We start from the raw sequence: 19,169 nt of genomic DNA, 5'->3' as shown, positions 1-19,169 counted from the left end.
CGTAAATTTATAAAAGTCATATCAATATGCATACTGATTTATATGTTAAAATATAATTAAAGAGAGCGTGATAAAATGAAGAATGATATGAAATCTACTAAACATGATACTGAGAAGGTAATCTTATTAGCATTTCAAGATAAAAGAATTGATGAAGCTACTTTTCAATCAACAGTTGATGAGTTAGAATCTTTAGCGGCTACAAGTAAACTTGAAGTGATAGAAATATTCACTCAAAAAAGAGACAGACCGGACCAACAGTATTATTTTGGAAAAGGGAAAATTGAAGAAGTGATTGAATATATAGAATTAAATGACTTAAATGTTAATGCCATAATTGCAAATGACGAGTTAACAACTGGACAATCTAAACATTTAGATGAGTTATTTAATACGAAAATAATCGACAGAACGCAGCTTATACTAGAAATTTTCGCTCAAAGAGCATCTAGTAGAGAAGGGCAATTACAAGTTGAGTTAGCCCAACTAGATTATTTGCTACCAAGGTTATCAGGTCACGGAAAAAGTTTATCTCGACTTGGTGGAGGGATAGGCACAAGAGGACCTGGTGAAACAAAATTAGAAACTGATAGAAGACATATACGGACTAGAATGAATGAAATAAAGCATCAATTAGAAACTATTGTTTCACACCGCTCAAGATATAGAGAGCGACGACAGCACAATCAAGCATATCAAGTTGCACTTATAGGGTATACAAACGCTGGTAAGTCTTCATGGTTCAATCAGTTATCTAATGACGAAACGTTTGAACAAGATTTGCTTTTTGCAACACTAGATCCAAAATCAAGAGCAATTACAATAAATAATGGATTTAATGTGATAATTTCAGATACGGTTGGTTTTATTCAAAAGTTACCAACGACACTTATTGCAGCTTTTAAATCAACATTAGAAGAAGCGAAATATGCTCAATTGTTAATTCATGTAGTTGATGCAAGTCATCCACATCATATGGAGCAATATGAAACAGTTATGTTATTAGTCAATCAGTTAGAGATGGGACATATCCCAATGCTCGTTGTATTTAATAAAAAAGATATGGTTCAAGGAGCGCATTTAGCTGTTTCAGAACATTCAATTTTTGTTTCTGCAAAAAATGTTCAAGATAAAGTTATAATGAAAGAAAAATTAGTACAAATGATAGAAGAAACAATGGAATATTATGAAATGACGATTCCGTCATCAAATGCTGATCAATTATATTGGCAAAGAACACATACTTTAGTTGAGACAATGGATTTTGATGAAGCATCAAATTCATATCTTGTTAAAGGATATAAACAGAAATAAGAGGTTGAAAAATGGAACAAAAATTAAACAATTTAATTACAGATGTAGAAACAGAATTAAGACCATATTTTGATAAGATAGAACAAAATGCATTAATTGCTCAAGAGAGAGTATTAGATGCGTTTCATGATGTGAAAATTACTGAATCTGATTTAGTAGGTACAACTGGTTATGGTTATGATGATATTGGTAGGGATCATTTAGAAGATGTTTATAGTAGGGTATTTAAAGCTGAAGATAGTTTAGTAAGACCTCAAATTATTTCAGGCACACATGCTATCACATTAGCACTTAATAGTCAGCTTAAATATGGTGAAGAGTTGTTATATATAACAGGTACACCATATGATACGCTGTTAGAAGTAATTGGCGTTAATGGAAACGGAATCGGAAGTTTCTTGGAGCAAGGTATTTTATATAATGAAGTTCCTTTAAAAGATAATGAAATAGACATAGATTCTGTGTTAAAAAGCATAAATGAATGTACAAAAGTTATTGCAATCCAAAGATCAAAGGGGTATAGCTCTAGACCTTCATTAACAATCGATCAAATTGAATATGCAATAAAACATATAAAAAAGAAATATCCGGATATGATTATATTTGTAGACAACTGTTATGGAGAATTTGTTGAAGATAGAGAACCTATTGAAATAGGTGCTGATATTATGGCAGGATCGCTTATTAAAAATCCAGGTGGCGGACTAGCAAAAATAGGCGGGTACATTACAGGTAAAAGAGAATTAATCGAACGTTGTGGATATCGTTTAACAGCACCAGGAATCGGCAAAGAAGCGGGTGCATCTTTAGGAAACTTGCCAGATATGTATCAAGGTTTCTTTCTAGCGCCACATGTAGTCAGTCAAAGTTTAAAAGGTGCACTATTTACTTCACTATTATTACAGAAATTAAAAATGGCAACAACACCACACTATAAAGATAAGCGAACAGATATTATACAGTCCGTTACTTTTGAAACAAAAGAACAAATGATAGCATTTTGTCAGTCGATTCAACATGCATCCCCAATCAATGCGCATTTTAGTCCTTTGCCTAGTTATATGCCAGGTTATGAAGATGATGTCATTATGGCAGCAGGTACATTTATACAAGGATCATCAATTGAATTAACTGCAGATGGTCCTATTAGAGCGCCATATGAAGCATATATACAAGGTGGATTAACATATGAACATGTTAAAATTGCAATTAAAAGAGCGGTAGAAAATTTAATAAACAGTCAACTTGTTAAACTTTAATTTTATGTAAGGTTTTCTAACATTTATTTGTTTTCTGAAAATTTATGTGCTAAATTTATTTTAAGTTCTTAAATGAAGGAGGCGGTCGTGCTGTCTAGAGACATAATTAGAAGAAACATGGCCGTGTTTCCCATTGGTGTAGTGATTAAGTTAACTGAGCTAACAGCAAGACAAATCAGATATTACGAAAGCAACGAACTAGTCTCACCCAAAAGGACTGAAGGTAATCAACGGTTATTTTCTTTAAATGACTTAGAGCGATTACTTGAAATTAAAAATCTTATCGAAAAGGGATTTAATATGAAAGGTATAAAACAAATTCTTTTACAAGAACAAAATGACCTTTCTGATGAAGAACTGAAGATGAGAGAACGTGTAATTAGAGGAACTTCTAAAACAGAAGGACCACTTAATCGTGGAGATTTATCAAGATTTTTTAAATAAAAACTGGAGGATAATCACATGGCTAAACAAACATTTACAAAGGAAGATATTTTTCGTTTTGCTGACGAAGAAAACGTACGCTATTTAAGATTACAATTTACTGATATTTTAGGAACAATCAAGAACGTAGAGGTACCAATTTCACAATTAGAAAAAGTTTTAAACAATGAAATGATGTTTGACGGTTCTTCAATTGAAGGATTCGTGCGAATTGAAGAATCGGATATGTATTTATGTCCTGACCTAGATACTTGGGTAATTTTCCCATGGACAGCAGGTAAAGGGAAAGTAGCACGATTAATTTGTGATATTTATAGTCCAGACGGTAATCCATTCCCTGGTGATCCACGTACAAACTTAAAACGTGTATTAGCTGAAATGGAAGAGTTAGGATTTACAGATTTCAACTTAGGACCTGAACCAGAATTCTTCTTATTCAAATTAGATGAAAAAGGAGAACCAACATTAGAATTAAATGATAATGGTGGTTATTTTGACTTAGCACCAACAGATTTAGGTGAAAACTGTCGTCGTGATATCGTATTAGAATTAGAAGATATGGGCTTTGATATCGAAGCAAGTCATCACGAAGTAGCACCAGGTCAACATGAAATAGATTTCAAATATGCTGATGCAATTACAGCATGTGACAACATTCAAACATTCAAATTAGTTGTAAAAACAATCGCTCGTAAACATAATTTGCATGCAACATTCATGCCAAAACCATTATTTGGTGTAAACGGAAGCGGAATGCACTTTAACGTTTCTTTATTCAATGGTAAAGAAAATGCTTTCTTCGATCCAAATGGAGAAATGCAGTTAACAGATGACGCTTTCCACTTTATTGCAGGTATCTTGAAAAATGCGCGTGGGTTTACAGCAGTATGTAACCCATTAGTAAATTCATACAAGCGTTTAGTTCCAGGTTATGAAGCACCATGTTATATTGCATGGAGTGGACAAAACCGTTCACCATTAGTGAGAATTCCAGTGTCACGCGGATTATCAACTCGTGTTGAAATTCGATCAGTTGACCCAGCAGCTAATCCATATTTAGCATTAGCTACAATTTTAGAAGCTGGATTAGATGGAATTAAAAATAAATTAACACCTCCAGAATCAGTAGATCAAAACATCTATGAAATGGATAGAGAAGAACGTGAATCAGTAGGCGTTCAAGATCTTCCTTCAACACTTTATACAGCTGTTAAAGCAATGAAAGAAAATCCAGTTGTTAAAAAAGCATTAGGAAATCATATCTATCGCCAATTCATACAATCTAAATCATTAGAATGGGATTACTACCGTACCCAAGTATCTGAATGGGAAAGAGAACAATATATGAAGCAATATTAATTGCTTACCCCCTCAAAGCTCAATGCTTTGAGGGGGTTTTTTATTACAAAAATTTAACGATATTAACTTGATTTCAATTCTATAATATTATAATATAAAATAAAAAGAATATAATATGCGTGTTATGTTACTATATTCTTACATAAACAAACTTTACAAATTGGAGGTACCTTTATGAATAACGATTATGTAACAAGACCTGAATTCAAGCTACACCAAAAACATATGGATACCAAATTAAATATGCTTGAGAAGTCACTTAAGTCAGAAATAAAAACAGCGATTAGTGAGTTGAAAAATGAGATAAATGATAATAAAGTTACGACAACCAGATTTTGGATAGGAATTAGTATACCTGCAATAATTGGTATAGCATCACTAGTGGTTAGTATTGCTACTTTACTTTTAAAGTAATAAGTAATGAAATATAAATAATTTTTACTAGACTTAAACCAATTAATAATATAATTCAGTTAATCTTCTAATATCAACTTTATCTGATAAATCTATAAAATAATCTTTTTGCCATTTTTGTGTTTGAGAAGCGGTTTTGTTTAAGTTATCCTCCCAAGTTGGATATACTCTCATAGCCATTTTTCCTGTTATGTTGTTACTGCTAATTATTTTTTTCTTGTATAATAGATCCTTAGGAAAAACAAATTGCCCCTTTTTTCTTTCATCAATTATTGTAACGATAAGTTTATCTAATGTTTCTTCATATGTGTAAGGTCTATTTTTATTATTTTCGTCTTTTATCCAAAATACTACAAAGTAACCCTGTTTATTTGGTGTCTTTTTTGCGCGTCTACTTCTATATGTTTTATCATTTATTTGATAATGACAACTCTCATATTCAATATTTAATGGTTCTATTTTCATATTTTCAATAAGGTGTAGTTCCTTTAATATTTCTTCTGTTAATGTAATTGATTCAAACAACTCATCAAGTCCTTTAATTATTTTGTTATATTTTAATATTTATAAGTATATCATTTATTATAATAAGCTCTTTACTTTTCATGTTGGATTGATATGATTAAATAAATTAGAGGTGCGATGGAGGTCAAGTCATGATTAGAAATGCAACTGAGGATGATTTGAAGTTTATTTTAGATATTTATAATGATGCTATTTTAAATACAACAACTGTATATACTTATGAACAGACAGATCTTGAGGAAAGAAAAAAATGGTTCTATAGTAAAGTAGAATCTGGTTTACCTGTTATAGTTTATGAAAAGGATAATGAGATTGCTGGTTTTGCCTCATATGGTCCGTTTAGAAATTGGGCAGCATACCAATATACGATTGAACATTCTATTTATGTAAGTTCTAAATTTAGAAGGCAAGGTATTGCTAAACAATTATTAGATCATTTAATTTTACTTGCGAAAGTTGATGGCTATAAAACAATGGTTGCGGGTATTGATTCATCTAATGAAGGTAGTATACATTTACATAAGCAAAAAGGTTTTAAACATATAGGTACACTTGAAAAAGTAGGTTATAAATTTGATAAATGGCTGGATTTAGCCTTTTATCAAATTTTATTGAAATAAGCTGAAATATAGTGTTTTTTTAATAGTGTATTAATAAAGGGGATATTATGGATTTTACAATTTTGATATTAGTTATCGTATCAATACTATTAGGCGCATTAGTGCGTAGTATTTTTGGTTTTGGTGAAGCATTAGTCACTATGCCATTATTGTCACTTTTTAGTATTGATTTTAAATTATCAGTTTCGATTGTTGCAATTGTTGGTTTGTTGGTAGCATTTCCTGTATTTATTAAGAGCAGAAGAAATCTCAATTGGTCAATTGTAAGAAGATTGTTGGTTGGTTCAATTATTGGTGCTCCAGTTGGTATATTAATCGTTAAATGGGCAAATGAAGATGTCATTATTAAAGTATTAGGTATTTTCATCTTATTGTACGGAACCATAAACTTAATCAATCATTATAGAAACATCTATCAAATAAATAAACAAATACCGAAGTTATATGATTATATAGCAGGACTCGTTTCAGGTATCTTAGGTAGTGCATATAATAGTCATGGTGTACCCATTATTGTTTACGGTACTTTAAAAAAATGGCATGTAACAGATTTAAAGAATATTTCTCAAGTTCACTTTTTCATTACGGGGTGTTTTATAGTATTTAGTCATGGTGTTTCTGGGTTTTGGTCGAGCTCTTTATGGTATTTACTCATTATGATTTTACCATTACTTATTATAACTTTGTGGGTAGGACATATTATTAACACTAAGATTAATCAACAAGTATTAATAAAGTATATATATATTTTATTAATTTGTTTTGGTATTGTTATGATTATAAAATAATGTGAACAACTAGTGTGAAAAATACATTAATAAATCATAAACGGCCATAATCATTAAAAAACATTTAAATTTGTTTTGTTATTTTACATTTAAAATGTATATAAACAAAGTGAGTATTAATTTACATCAATTAACCCTAGATTCACTTAATATTGTTTTGTAAGCTTTATATATTAAGTTTTATTTGGAGGCAGTCATGTTTTTTGATAAGAAGATTATAGTATTTGAGAACCTAGAGAATGAATACAATCAAGAAGATGCAAAAAATATATTTTTGAAACATTCTATTGATTATGATTTTATTACTGTAAGTAGCCAGTCAGTTATATTAGGTGGTTTACAATATCCATCATCAAATGATAAAGAACAATTTATAGCTGAATTTAACGATTATTTAGGGAACTAGGGAAATTAAATAAAAAGCTGTCGACAAAGTCGGTGGCTTTTTTTGTTATATAGAAATCCAAAAATTAGATTTTAAAATTATGTATGTTACAAAATTGTCACTTAACACATGATATTGTTAGGTTTTATTAGGGTATTAATATAATATAGATTATATAATGTTCTTATAGTTGAAGGAGGGTTATTATGTTAGTTAATAAATGGATATATATAGCGTTAGCTTTATTATTAGGTAACTTTGGTGTTCATAAATTTTATGCACAAAAACCTATTTCTGGTTTGCTACATTTAGTATTTTGTTGGACGGGAATCCCACAAGTAATAGCAATTATTAGTGCTGTCTTAGCGCTACTTAAACCAGCAGATGAGCAAGGAAATATTCAGGTTTAATAAGTTTTTGAAATATTAATTAAAAAACAGTAGCAATTCATGAACTAATGAATTGCTACTGTTTTTTTGTTATCAATCTTAGTTTCATAGCTGTGTTATAAGCACTTTAGCAAGAAATTGCTTATAAATATAGTTTGAATTACTGATTATTGATATCTAAATAAAGTAGTTTAACTTGGTCTTTTAATAATTGGATATTTACAGGTGTTTCAAATAGAATTTCTCCATCTATATCTAACTTTGCATTTGGATCTGTTGCTAAAGTTGCTGATTCGCAAGAAATATGTGTAATACTGTCACTTATTTCATTCCAATTCATGCTATCTTTAACTTTGAAAAAGTCGTTAATAATACTAAAGTTTTGATTGTCGAAGATAAATATATTCATTTTACCGTCATTTGGAGATAAATCTTCTAATGGTATTTTACTGCCGCCAACATTTTGGCCATTGGCTACTAATATCATTGAAGTTTCTCCTGAATATTCTTTTCCATCTGCTGTTAATTTATATTTATAAATTTCGGGATTTGATACTGTTTTTATTGTAGAAAATACATAACTGAACTTGCCTAATAATTCTTTTTGGTTGGATTGAACATTCTCAGCATTTTGTACCATTAATCCGATTCCAGCAAAGTTGAGTGCATATGTACCATTTACATCTAAAATATCAAATGATTTTATTTGGCTATTTAATAAATCTTGAGAAGCTTGCATTGGTTTTTGAGAAAGGTTTAATGTTTTTGTAAAATCATTAAAAGTCCCTCCTGGTAAGACTCCAATTGGTATTTGAAGATTATTTTCTACAACACCATTTATGAGTTCATTTAATGTTCCATCTCCACCTAAAATGAAAAGTACATCATAGGTACTTACGTGATTATTTTCAGCTATTTCTTTACAAAATGATTTTATTTGTCCTTCTTCTTTACTTAATTTTATAGTTAAGTCATCACAAAGCTGTGTTAAGTTTTCAGTAACTTGTCCAAGTTCTTTGAAAATATTACCCTGTCCAGCTGCTTCGTGATAAAATAAAATTCCTTTATGAAAATGATGCGTCATATACATACAACCTCCTGTTATCTTCCTAGTATTACATTACCATTTATTGCGTAGTATAAACAGTTTCAAGTTAATTAATTATTTATGTTAAAATAAATAAAAGTTTATATAAAAAAGGGGAGGATAACGATGGCATCAGAAAATGATTATATAAATTACGAAATGCAGAAAAGAACCGAACCTTTACTTGGTGTTGTTATTCATAATGATGCAAGTGAATTGAATGCAAATGAATGGCGAGAAGTATTAATAAATGCACCTGAAGAAAGATACGTGCAAGGAATTGCGCATTATTATATTGATCGAAATGGGCAATGGCAAGCAATTGATACTGAAAATATAGCTTGGCACACTGCAAATCAAATAGGCAATGAACAATATTTAGGTTATGAAGTGTTAGAATCTCTTTCAAGTAAGGACGAAGAATTTTTATTAAATGAACAGGAAACGTTTAGAGTTATAGCTTCAGATATGATAGATTATAATTTAGAACCAAATAGAGACACAGTGAAATTACATCTTGAATTCAGTGAAACAGAATGTCCACACCGTTCTTTTGAAATTCATACTAATTGGAAGACAACAGTTGATGGGATACCAGATGAATGGGTCATTAATGATTTAAAAGACTATTTCATAAGTCAAATCAAGCAATACATGTTGAATTAAATGGTAAAAAAGTTTCTATAATGAGGCTGGGACAAATTAATTGTCTCAGCCTCTAATCGTTATATGGGAAGTAGAAAACTCGATATTTTAGATTTTTCTGATAAATAGGTATAATGATTGTATTAGAAAAAAGTAGGGGGCATTTTAGATGAATAAAAAAACAATTGGTTTTGTAGGTAGTGGTGTTATGGGGAAATCTATGGCAGCACATCTAATACAAGATGGATATAAAGTTAACGTGTTTAATAGAACGAAATCTAAAGCAGATTCACTAGTCGAGTTAGGTGCTAAATGGTGTGAAAGTATTGCAGTTCTCTCAGAGAAAAGTGATGTCATAATCTCAATAGTGGGATATCCAAAAGATGTAGAATCGATTTATTTAAATAAAGATGGTATTTTAAATCATGCTAAGGCAGGAAGTATAGTTATTGATATGACTACTTCTAGTCCAGCGTTAGCCAAAACAATATATGATGAAGCAAAATTGCATAATGTTAAAAGTTTAGATGCCCCTGTTTCTGGTGGTGATATTGGCGCTAAAAATGCTACATTAACAATCATGGTAGGTGGAGATGAAGAAGCGTTTAGTCAAGTTGAGGATATCTTCAATGTGATTGGTAAAAATGTTGTATATCAAGGTAAAAGTGGTAATGGTCAACATACTAAACTTTCAAATCAAATAGCAATTGCAGCTGGCATGTTAGGTGTAGCAGAAGCAATAATTTACGCAGAAGAAGCAGGTTTGGATATAGATAAAGTATTTGCTTCAATTGAACATGGTGCGGCAGGTAGTTGGTCATTATCTAATTTAGGACCAAGAATGGTCAAAGAAGATTATGCGCCGGGATTTTATGTTAAACATTTTATTAAAGATATGAAAATTGCGATTGAAGAAAGTGAAAAAATGGGATTATTTATGCCAGGATTACTAAAGGCTAAAGAAGTTTATGATGCACTAAGTAAATCGGGATTCGATGATAATGGGACGCAATCTGTCATCCAGTTGTTAAAAAATCAAATTAAAAAGGGGTAATAAAGTGGAATTAAATAAATATCAAGAACTTGCATTAAGAACGATGTCGGATATCAAAAATGATTCTGAACAAAGCTTAGTAAACGGTGCTTTAGGCTTAACTGGAGAAGTGGGAGAAGTTGCAGATATAATCAAAAAACATCAGTTTCATGGTCATGATTTAGATGTGCATGAATTAAAAAAAGAACTTGGAGATGTGCTATGGTATATAGCTTGTTGTGCATCAGCACTTAATATAGATTTAAATGAAATAGGTGTAGCCAATATAGAAAAATTAAAAGAACGTTACCCAAATGGTTTTACAAAAGAAGATTCACTAAATCGTAAAGAATAAAGAATAAAAATCTATTGGATAATTATTACAAAACTGATAAAATGAAAAGGAGTGAAAACGCTTTCTTAGGAGGTAACTGAATTGGAAGGAAACGAACAATATTTATCAATAGATGAATTAAAGCAGATAATGTCTGACTACCCATTACAATATATTGTTTGTGGACAATGTGCTATTGATTTATTTCTAAATGAATACACATATACAAAAGAAATAATGAGTATTACGGTTAGCAGAGAAGAAGTGGAAATACTATCCAATTATTTTTTAAAACACCAATATCAGTTGGTAGTCAAAACACCATTAGATGAACTGGAAGAAATATCCCTTGAAGAACTTTATAATTATAAAAAATATTATGTTTATGATACAAAAGCACAATGTAAGATCATTAAAGTTTATATTTATGAAACGAAAGATGAGAAATGGCAATTTAGTCACGATCATAATATAGAAGTTGAAGATTATAAAATATATTTTCATAGTCTAGAAAAAGATATTAAGTATTTACGTCCAGAGATCCAAATGATGTATAAACTATATCATGAACTTAGACAAGACGATATTTATAAATATCAAAGACTAATACAACATTTAAGCTATTATCAATTTTTTATGCTAAGAAAAGTAATAGGCAAAGAAAAGGTTAATCAAATTATATTATCAGATACATAAATGGGACCATTGTTTGGGTCATGTTTTATTTTTTGTATTTATATGGATAATTATAACGATTTTGTAAGTGCTGACGCCTGAGGGAATAGTATGAGAGAGAGACTACAGGCTCGAACCATACCCCTAGGCAAGCATGCACATACAAAATCGAAAGATTTTATAAAAAAATAGATATTGAGTGCGATTTTGTAAAGTGCTGACGCCTGAGGGAAAAGTATGCGTGAGAGACTACAGGCTCGAACCATACCCCCTGGCAAATGCACGAACAAAATCGTGGAATTTTATAAATAAATAAGCATATCACTGTAAACTTTAAAAATCAGTTACGTGACATGCTTATTTTTTTGAGTTAGGAAATATGCTCCAAGCTCTTATCATTAGCTTATATAATTTGAGTCGTTTCTTTAACAAAATACTCTTTATATATTGCTTGAACAGCGATATCAGAATATTGTTGATCAATTCCAAACATCATTGATATTTCTGATGATCCTTGGTTAATCATGTTAAGATTAATTTTATTTTTACTTAAAGCAGCTGCTGCTCCGGCTGCTGTACCAATTGCTTTATTCATCCCTTCTCCAACAATCATCAATATTGCTAAATCATAGTCAATAGTTAGTTCATCAACTTTAATTTGTTCTCTAATCTTGTTTAAAACACGTTCTTCTTTTCCATGTATTTGTGTTGTTCTCATGATAATACTCAAATTATCAATTCCAGATGGTATATGTTCGATAGAAATATTTTCATCTTCTAAAATACTTAATATTTTTCTAGTGAAGCCAACTTCTCTGTTCATTAAATATTTTTTAACATTTATAATAGTGAAACCTTTATCACAACTCACTCCTGATACGATTTGAGATAAGTTTGATACATCTCGTTCACTGACAATATATGTTCCTGTATCAGTCGGTCTATTTGTGTTTTTTATAACAACAGGTATACGATCTTTATATAATGGCTCTAAAGCTTCATCATGGAAAACACCAAATCCAGCATATGATAACTCACGCATTTCTCTGTAAGTAATTTCTGGAATTACTTCCGGTTGAGAAACGACTGTTGGATTTGCACGGAAAATACCTGATACATCTGTGAAGTTTTCATAAAGGCTAGCTTTTATACCCCTTGCTAAAATAGCTCCTGTAATATCAGAACCACCACGAGGGAATGTTACGATATCATTGTTTTCAGAATAGCCAAAGAATCCAGGAATAATAAGTGTTTCATCATATTGACGTAATTGATAAATCTGTTCATATGAGGATTCTAATATCATTGCATTTCCAGGTTCATCAGTAACGATAATGCCTGCTTCTTTAGGTGATAAATAACGAGTGGGGAACCCCAATTGATTATTATATTGAGCGATAATACGGGCGTTAAAATCTTCTCCACAACTTTTTAATGCATCTAATAATCTTTCAGGTTGATTGTTGTATGTGTCTATTAAACATACTAAGTCGTTTTTCAACTCATCTAAAATAGAATAATCCATTTCCAACTCTTTAACAATTTCCTCATAACGTTCGATAATTTGGCGTAGTTTGTTTGAATAATCCAATTTATTTATTACTTTGTCGTATAAGCGTATTAATAAGTCAGTCGTTTTTACATCTTCTTTAAATCTTTTTCCGGGTGCAGATACAACAACAATTTTTCTTTCATCATCAGAATTGATGATGTTTAATACTTTTTTAATCTGTTCACTGTTTGCGACGGAACTTCCGCCAAATTTTGAAACTTTCATTTTATCAGTCCTTTTACTGGGGGTAATGTAATTGTAGCTCTTTACAAAGCCAGAAATAATGATAATATTACTATTAATTCTAATTATTCAAACTTTACAAAAAACTTTAATGAATTTATACTATAATAAAGTTGAGTCTATTTCAAGTAGACATTTGTATTTTTAACAAGAACAATATATTTAAGGTGAGTGAGAAAATGAAAGTATTAAATGTAGCAGTATTAGGTCTCGGCACTGTGGGAACAGGCGTCGTAAAGATTGTTGAAGAAAATAAAAAGCAAATAGAAGACACAATAGGTAAATCTATACATATTAAACATATTCTTGTTAACTCTGTTAGCAAGAAAAGAGCAATTAATACTTCTAGTTATCATTTAACTGACAATATAGACGATATATTAAATGACGATGAATTAGATATCGTCGTTGAAGTAATGGGTGGAATAGAACCTACTGTTGAATGGTTAAAGTTATTTTTATCAAAAGGTATTCATGTCATTACAGCAAACAAAGATTTGCTAGCAGTACATTTAAGAGTATTGGAAGACTTAGCAGAAAAAAATAAAGTTGCACTAAAATATGAAGCAAGCGTTGCTGGAGGTATACCAATTGTAAATGCGATTAATAACGGTTTGAATGCAAACAACATTAATCAGTTTATGGGTATATTTAATGGAACTTCTAATTTCATTCTTAGTCAAATGACTCGTGAAGGAAAATCTTATGAAGAAGCTTTACAACTTGCAACAGATTTAGGATATGCAGAAGCAGATCCAACAGATGATGTTGAAGGTGTAGACGCAGCTCGTAAAGTTGTGATTACGAGTTATTTATCATTTAATAGAGTTATATCGTTGAATGATGTTGAAAGAGTAGGTATTTCCGACGTAGAAATAGAAGATATTAAAGTTGCTGAAAGATTAGGCTACAAAATAAAATTAATAGGGCAAGGTAAATATGCAAATGGTAAAGTCTTAGCCAGTGTTAAACCTACATTACTTCCAAATAGCCATCAAATGGCGCATGTTGAAGATGAGTATAATGCAATATACGTTATTGGTGATGCAGTTGGAGATACAATGTTTTATGGTAAAGGAGCAGGTAGTCTAGCTACAGGTAGTGCAGTAGTTTCTGATTTATTAAATGTAGCCTTACAATTTGAATCTGATTTACATACTTTGCCTCCGCATTTTGAACTGAAAACTGAGCAAACTAAAGAAATCGTTGAAGAAGAAGTTGTTAAATTCCCATTAAAAAGCAGCCACTTCATAATTGTTGAAAATGACAAAGAAGAAGATGAATTAAGAGATGAGATTAAAAAAGCTATAGAGTTTCATAGAAGTGTAAAAGTAGAACAGCGTACAGAAAATACTTATGGAGTCGTTATTAGAGGTATTGATGAATTACCAATTGAGACATTAAGAGAAAATGGTATAAATATTGTTAAATATTATCCAATAGAAGGAGACAAGTAGAATGGGAAGATGGCAAGGATTAATTCACAATTATAAAGAATATTTACCTGTAAATGAAGGTACACCTAAATTAACTTTAAATGAAGGAAATACACCATTAATACATTTACCCTATTTGTCGGATAAGTTAAATATTAATTTATTTGCTAAATTTGAAGGTCTTAATCCTACTGGATCATTTAAAGATAGAGGTATGGTAATGGCAGTTGCAAAAGCTAAAGAAGAAGGCAAGAAGATAGTTATTTGTGCTTCTACAGGTAATACTTCAGCATCTGCTGCTGCATATGCTGCTAGAGCTGGAATGAAAGCGATCGTGGTTATTCCAGAGGGTAAAATCGCGCTTGGTAAATTAGCTCAAGCTGTGATGTATGGTGCAGAAATTGTTTCAATTAAAGGTAATTTTGATGAAGCATTAAATATTGTTAAAAAAGTAGCAGAAAAAGGCGAAATTGCTTTAGTTAATTCTGTAAATCCATATAGAATAGAAGGACAAAAAACAGGTGCCTTTGAAATTGTTGAACAACTTGATGGTAAAGCACCAGACTTATTTGCTATACCAGTTGGAAATGCAGGGAATATTACTGCATATTGGAAAGGCTTCAAAGAATTTGATAACTTAAAACAATCAGGTTTACCTGTAATGTGTGGATTCCAAGCTGAAGGAGCTTCACCAATCGTTCAAGGTAAAGTTATTAAAAATCCTGAAACTGTAGCTACAGCTATTAGAATTGGTAATCCAGCAAGCTGGAAACTAGCTGAAGCGGCAAGAGATGAATCTAATGGATTAATAGATAGTGTGACAGATGATGAAATCTTAAAAGCATACAAGCTTATGACAAGCAAAGAAGGTGTATTTAGTGAACCTGCAAGTAATGCATCGATAGCTGGTTTGTTAAAGTTACATGAGCAAGGTAAATTAGAGCCAAATCAAACTGTTGTTGCTATATTAACTGGTAATGGATTAAAAGATCCTGATACTGCAATCGATTTGTTAGACTCTCCAATCACGCCATTAGAGAATGATGAACAAGCAATTATAGATTATATCGAGCGTGCATTAAAATGAAGAAATTAAAGCTTAAAGTACCAGCATCAACAGCTAATTTAGGAGTTGGCTTTGATTCTATAGGAATGGCTCTTGATAAATATTTAGAAGTTGAAGCGCATCTATCAGAAGATAAACAATGGCATTTTGAACACATTGGTCCACATTTACAAGGATTACCAAACGATGAGCAACACTATATTACAAAAATTGCTCAAACTGCAACAGCAAAGTTTTCTAAAAGTATGCCCGCTTTAAATTTAAAAATGTATAGCGATATTCCTTTAGCAAGAGGATTAGGAAGTTCAGCTTCAGCGCTTGTGACAGGTTTATTTCTAGCAAATTATTTTGCGAATTTGAAGCTATCTAAATATGAATTATTACAACTTGCTACTGAAATTGAAGGTCACCCAGATAATGTTGCGCCAACGATTTATGGTGGACTAGTCCTTGGTGTATATGATCCTGACGTGAAACAAACAGATGTATCATATATTGATATTCCTAAAGTCGATGTTATTGCAACTATTCCAGAATATGAATTATCAACGGAAAAAGCGCGTAAAGTCTTACCTGAAACTTTAACTTTAAAAGACTCTGTTAAATATAGTGCAATTAGCAATACGATGATTAGTGCTTTAATTCAGCATAATTATGAGTTAGCAGGCAAAATGATGATGAAAGATGGATTTCATGAGCCATATAGACAACATTTAATTCCTGACTTTGAAAACATTAAAGAACTTGCTCTACAATATGGAGCTTATGCAACTGTCATTAGTGGTGCAGGACCTACTGTGTTAACTTTAATTAAAAAAGAATTGAGTGGTAAACTCGTAAGAGAATTACAAAATAGATTCCAAGATTGTGAATCAGAATTAGTAACTATCAATCGATATGGAGTTAGTCAAAAAATAATTAACTTATAGACGATAATTGAGATGCTTATATTCTATATATGATAGAATGTAAGCATCATTATATTTTAAGGAGATAAACATGGCTTATAAATACATAATAATGGATATGGATGATACACTCTTAACTTCAAAAAATGAAATAAGTGAAAAAACTAGTACATATTTAAAAGAAAAACAAAAACAAGGTATGAAATTGATACTTGCTTCTGGTAGACCTACAGCCGGTATGATGAAGCATGCTGACGCACTTGATTTAAAAAATAATGGTGGATATATTGTGAGCTATAATGGAGCTTACGTAATCGATGCACAAGATAACGAAGTTGTGTTTAAACAAACAATTAGTCGGGATGATGCATACCAAATTATCGACTATTGTAGAACGCATAATTTCTTTTACTTAACATATTTAAATGATCAAATTATACATGATAGAACGCATGACTATATGAATATTGAAAGTGAGTTAACAGGACTACCAATGAAAAAAGTTGAAGATATTAAAGAGGTTATTGATGGAGATGTACCTAAAGTAATGGGCGTAGATTATGTAGAAAATATTGCAAAAGCGAACAGTGAACTTAATGGTAAATTCAATAATCAAGTTTCTTCTACAATAAGTAAACCGTACTTTTTAGAATTTATGGATGGACAAGTATCAAAAGGTAAATCATTACAGAAACTATTTGACCAAATCAATGCAGATTTCTCAGAAGTAATCGCTTTTGGTGACAGTTTAAATGATTCAGATATGTTAGAAAAAGCAGCTGTAGGTGTAGCAATGGGTAATGCTAACGATACGATAAAAGATATAGCTGATGTAGTAACAGATGATCATGACCATGATGGTATTGTAACAGCATTAGAAAAATTATTGAATCAATAAAAAAATACAGATAAAACCATAAATTAACAATGGTTTTATCTGTATTTTTATTTTTGTCTATTAATATCGATCTTCATTAAATGAAATTGAAGTCATTTCTATAACGAGGATAGATTTAGCACCAAGTATTTTTAGTTGTTGTACTAAATCATCAATTTCAGTTTTATGTCTAAGTCTTTCTACAAAAACAATTATTTCTTCATATTGATCAATATTTAAATTATAAAGGTAATGTGTAATTGTTCTTTCTAAAGGAGACATAAAGCTTATTTTTTTATTTGAATGTTTCAATGTACTTAAATCAAAATTAAACCTTGTTGTTCCTTGAACATTTATATTTTTACCAGGTAAATAACGAGCAATCTGTAATGGGATATACAAGAATTCACCAACACCGATAACAAGTTTCGGTGAATCATCTAATAAATCGTTTAATAATTCTCCCATTCGTTGAAATAGCTCTTCAGAGATTTGTTGTTCTTTACCGGTTAATGTAAATCTACCTGTTGAAATAAAGTATGGATTGTCATGTATCGTACCATCACGTAACATGTTTTGTGCTTTTACGATAAAATGATCGTTAATAACATTTCTTAAAGAATGATATTGTACTTTAGTTTCATGTTGTTCATTTTTAAGAAGTTGGTTTTGAATTAAATTTTCTGTTGAATTATCTTTTTCTTGTATTTCTACATTGAAAGTCATAAGCGATATAATATTGATTTTTATATTTAAAGACTTTTCGAGACTAGAGAAAGCTTCTTTTACACTTGCTGATCTTAAATCTATAGGGGTTAAAACAGTGAATGTTTCTCTTTCAGGGTATTTATCATAAATCTTTTTAATTAGGTTTAATACGGATAAACCATTTAATAAATGGTTATCAATAATTGCAATTCGTTCATCATTATCAAAAAAGTCTTTATCTTTTGTATAGAAAAATAAACGTTCAAGTGGATCGACTATATCATCATGATCTAATAAAGGTGGATGTGATATGATCTTATCTCTTGTTGATGCTAAAAACATGACATCGTCTTCGAATAAACTGAAAATGGATTGCCCTAAATTCACTGCACGTTCACTTAATCCAAGGAAGCGTGTCGGCGGATAGTGACCGAGTTTGTTCGCTTCTACTGTGTTTAAAGCTTGAATCATTTTGCCACGATTTTTACTATTGATTGCTTTAGCTATATTATGAATACGTTCATCTGTTTCACCAGTTAAAGATTCATGATATAAAAAGCCTAGTAATAAACCAATAAGTAAGGGGTGTTCAGGATATAGCCCTCTAGAATAACCTAAACAAGGTGATACAGGGATAAAAGGGAAATCTGATTGTTCTTCTTGAGTTATTGCTAACATTTCGTCAATTTCAAAATCGAATCTATTTTTTACGACCTTTACTTCAACTTGTTGCTCATTATCTAAAGGAAAAACTTTGCTTACGTGGGACATATCATTACTCCTTTATTTGCTTGTATGTGTCCATTCATGACTATGTTTTTTTCTTTTTATATGCGCATATATTTGGTCTGCTGCATAGTCTTGATTTGTATAAACAGTAATGTCAAAGAATGCTTGGTTGTCCTCAAATGGTTCATTCAAATATAAATCTTTCAGATGATCAAATAAGGATTGCATCTGTTCTCTTGTTAAACTTGTATATTCTCTTAATGTTTTTTTAACGAGTTGAGGTTGTTTGTCATAAATACTTTGAACCACAATTACAAAGCGCTCATCTTGTTTCATAACGTCATCAAATAAATTAGTTTGGCCAGCCATTATTACACCT

22 protein-coding genes are annotated in these 19,169 nt (G+C 30.8%); 17 read left to right on the top strand and 5 right to left on the bottom strand.

The features are described 5' to 3' along the window. Nucleotides 1-75 precede the first annotated feature (75 nt). From hflX to LQ609_RS00615, 5 genes are all read left to right on the top strand, one after another. The gene (hflX, locus tag LQ609_RS00635; protein ID WP_239734228.1) at nt 76-1,314 is read left to right on the top strand and encodes a GTPase HflX; all 1,239 of its coding nucleotides are present in this window, start codon (nt 76-78) and stop codon (nt 1,312-1,314) included. 11 nt (nt 1,315-1,325) lie between these two features. Beyond that, a complete protein-coding gene (locus LQ609_RS00630; RefSeq protein WP_239734227.1) occupies nt 1,326-2,573 on the top strand; it encodes a methionine gamma-lyase family protein in 1,248 nt (415 codons plus the stop codon). Nucleotides 2,574-2,660: 87 nt separating this feature from the next. After that, complete coding sequence (locus LQ609_RS00625; protein ID WP_016912283.1) at nt 2,661-3,017, top strand: MerR family transcriptional regulator; 357 nt, start codon at nt 2,661-2,663, stop codon at nt 3,015-3,017. An 18-nt stretch (nt 3,018-3,035) separates the two neighbouring features. Next, complete coding sequence (glnA, locus tag LQ609_RS00620) at nt 3,036-4,376, top strand: type I glutamate--ammonia ligase (RefSeq protein WP_078356297.1); 1,341 nt, start codon at nt 3,036-3,038, stop codon at nt 4,374-4,376. A gap of 174 nt (nt 4,377-4,550) precedes the next feature. Then, nucleotides 4,551-4,790: a hypothetical protein gene (locus LQ609_RS00615; protein ID WP_115337499.1), complete on the top strand. Its 240-nt coding sequence runs from the start codon at nt 4,551-4,553 to the stop codon at nt 4,788-4,790. 42 nt (nt 4,791-4,832) lie between these two features. Here LQ609_RS00615 and LQ609_RS00610 read toward each other — a convergent pair whose 3' ends face one another. After that, the gene (locus tag LQ609_RS00610) at nt 4,833-5,315 is read right to left on the bottom strand and encodes a MepB family protein (RefSeq protein WP_239734226.1); all 483 of its coding nucleotides are present in this window, start codon (nt 5,313-5,315) and stop codon (nt 4,833-4,835) included. A 131-nt stretch (nt 5,316-5,446) separates the two neighbouring features. On the opposite strand from LQ609_RS00610, the gene LQ609_RS00605 reads away from it, so the two are divergent. From LQ609_RS00605 to LQ609_RS00590, 4 genes are all read left to right on the top strand, one after another. Next, nucleotides 5,447-5,935 carry a GNAT family N-acetyltransferase gene (locus LQ609_RS00605; protein ID WP_239734225.1) on the top strand — a complete coding sequence of 163 codons (489 nt, stop codon included), beginning with the start codon at nt 5,447-5,449 and terminating at the stop codon, nt 5,933-5,935. 47 nt (nt 5,936-5,982) lie between these two features. Then, on the top strand, nt 5,983-6,723 hold the full coding sequence (locus LQ609_RS00600; RefSeq protein ID WP_078356301.1) for a sulfite exporter TauE/SafE family protein: 741 nt from the start codon (nt 5,983-5,985) through the stop codon (nt 6,721-6,723). A 196-nt stretch (nt 6,724-6,919) separates the two neighbouring features. Then, nucleotides 6,920-7,129, top strand: a complete 210-nt coding sequence (locus tag LQ609_RS00595; protein ID WP_078356302.1) for a hypothetical protein — start codon at nt 6,920-6,922, stop codon at nt 7,127-7,129. A gap of 185 nt (nt 7,130-7,314) precedes the next feature. Then, a complete protein-coding gene (locus LQ609_RS00590) occupies nt 7,315-7,518 on the top strand; it encodes a TM2 domain-containing protein (protein ID WP_078356303.1) in 204 nt (67 codons plus the stop codon). A 139-nt stretch (nt 7,519-7,657) separates the two neighbouring features. On the opposite strand, the gene LQ609_RS00585 is transcribed toward LQ609_RS00590, so the two are convergent. Further along, on the bottom strand, nt 7,658-8,581 hold the full coding sequence (locus LQ609_RS00585) for a diacylglycerol/lipid kinase family protein (RefSeq protein ID WP_239734224.1): 924 nt from the start codon (nt 8,579-8,581) through the stop codon (nt 7,658-7,660). A gap of 129 nt (nt 8,582-8,710) precedes the next feature. On the opposite strand from LQ609_RS00585, the gene LQ609_RS00580 reads away from it, so the two are divergent. From LQ609_RS00580 to LQ609_RS00565, 4 genes are all read left to right on the top strand, one after another. Further along, a complete protein-coding gene (locus LQ609_RS00580) occupies nt 8,711-9,250 on the top strand; it encodes an N-acetylmuramoyl-L-alanine amidase (RefSeq protein WP_239734223.1) in 540 nt (179 codons plus the stop codon). Between the two features lie 148 nt (nt 9,251-9,398). Next, nucleotides 9,399-10,283, top strand: coding sequence for an NAD(P)-dependent oxidoreductase (locus LQ609_RS00575; RefSeq protein WP_239734222.1), 885 nt, complete (start codon nt 9,399-9,401; stop codon nt 10,281-10,283). Between the two features lie 4 nt (nt 10,284-10,287). Beyond that, nucleotides 10,288-10,617 (top strand): nucleoside triphosphate pyrophosphohydrolase family protein, encoded by a 330-nt coding sequence (locus LQ609_RS00570; protein ID WP_239734221.1) that lies wholly within the window; start codon nt 10,288-10,290, stop codon nt 10,615-10,617. Nucleotides 10,618-10,698: 81 nt separating this feature from the next. Beyond that, a complete protein-coding gene (locus LQ609_RS00565; protein ID WP_078356306.1) occupies nt 10,699-11,292 on the top strand; it encodes a hypothetical protein in 594 nt (197 codons plus the stop codon). Between the two features lie 382 nt (nt 11,293-11,674). Here LQ609_RS00565 and LQ609_RS00560 read toward each other — a convergent pair whose 3' ends face one another. Next, a complete protein-coding gene (locus LQ609_RS00560; protein ID WP_239734220.1) occupies nt 11,675-13,048 on the bottom strand; it encodes an aspartate kinase in 1,374 nt (457 codons plus the stop codon). 197 nt (nt 13,049-13,245) lie between these two features. On the opposite strand from LQ609_RS00560, the gene LQ609_RS00555 reads away from it, so the two are divergent. The 4 genes from LQ609_RS00555 (at nt 13,246) to LQ609_RS00540 (ending at nt 17,374) form a co-directional block, all read left to right on the top strand. Beyond that, nucleotides 13,246-14,523, top strand: coding sequence for a homoserine dehydrogenase (locus tag LQ609_RS00555; protein ID WP_078356309.1), 1,278 nt, complete (start codon nt 13,246-13,248; stop codon nt 14,521-14,523). Between the two features lies 1 nt (nt 14,524). Further along, nucleotides 14,525-15,589, top strand: a complete 1,065-nt coding sequence (gene thrC, locus LQ609_RS00550) for a threonine synthase (protein ID WP_115337496.1) — start codon at nt 14,525-14,527, stop codon at nt 15,587-15,589. Next, on the top strand, nt 15,586-16,497 hold the full coding sequence (gene thrB, locus LQ609_RS00545) for a homoserine kinase (protein WP_078356311.1): 912 nt from the start codon (nt 15,586-15,588) through the stop codon (nt 16,495-16,497). Before thrC ends, thrB begins: the two co-directional genes overlap by 4 nt. 70 nt (nt 16,498-16,567) lie before the next feature. After that, nucleotides 16,568-17,374, top strand: a complete 807-nt coding sequence (locus LQ609_RS00540) for a Cof-type HAD-IIB family hydrolase (protein WP_078356312.1) — start codon at nt 16,568-16,570, stop codon at nt 17,372-17,374. Between the two features lie 60 nt (nt 17,375-17,434). Here LQ609_RS00540 and LQ609_RS00535 read toward each other — a convergent pair whose 3' ends face one another. After that, entirely contained in the window at nt 17,435-18,832 is a 1,398-nt protein-coding gene (locus LQ609_RS00535) for a phosphoribosyltransferase domain-containing protein (RefSeq protein ID WP_078356313.1), read from the bottom strand. A 12-nt stretch (nt 18,833-18,844) separates the two neighbouring features. Next, nucleotides 18,845-19,159, bottom strand: a complete 315-nt coding sequence (locus LQ609_RS00530; RefSeq protein WP_078356314.1) for a hypothetical protein — start codon at nt 19,157-19,159, stop codon at nt 18,845-18,847. Between the last annotated feature and the right edge of the window lie 10 nt (nt 19,160-19,169).

This window comes from Mammaliicoccus sp. G-M28 (assembly GCF_022386595.1).
Classification (GTDB): Bacteria; Bacillota; Bacilli; order Staphylococcales; family Staphylococcaceae; genus Mammaliicoccus; species Mammaliicoccus fleurettii.
The sequence above is the reverse complement of the archived record's forward strand: the minus strand, read 5'-3'. Positions and strand labels throughout refer to the sequence as shown.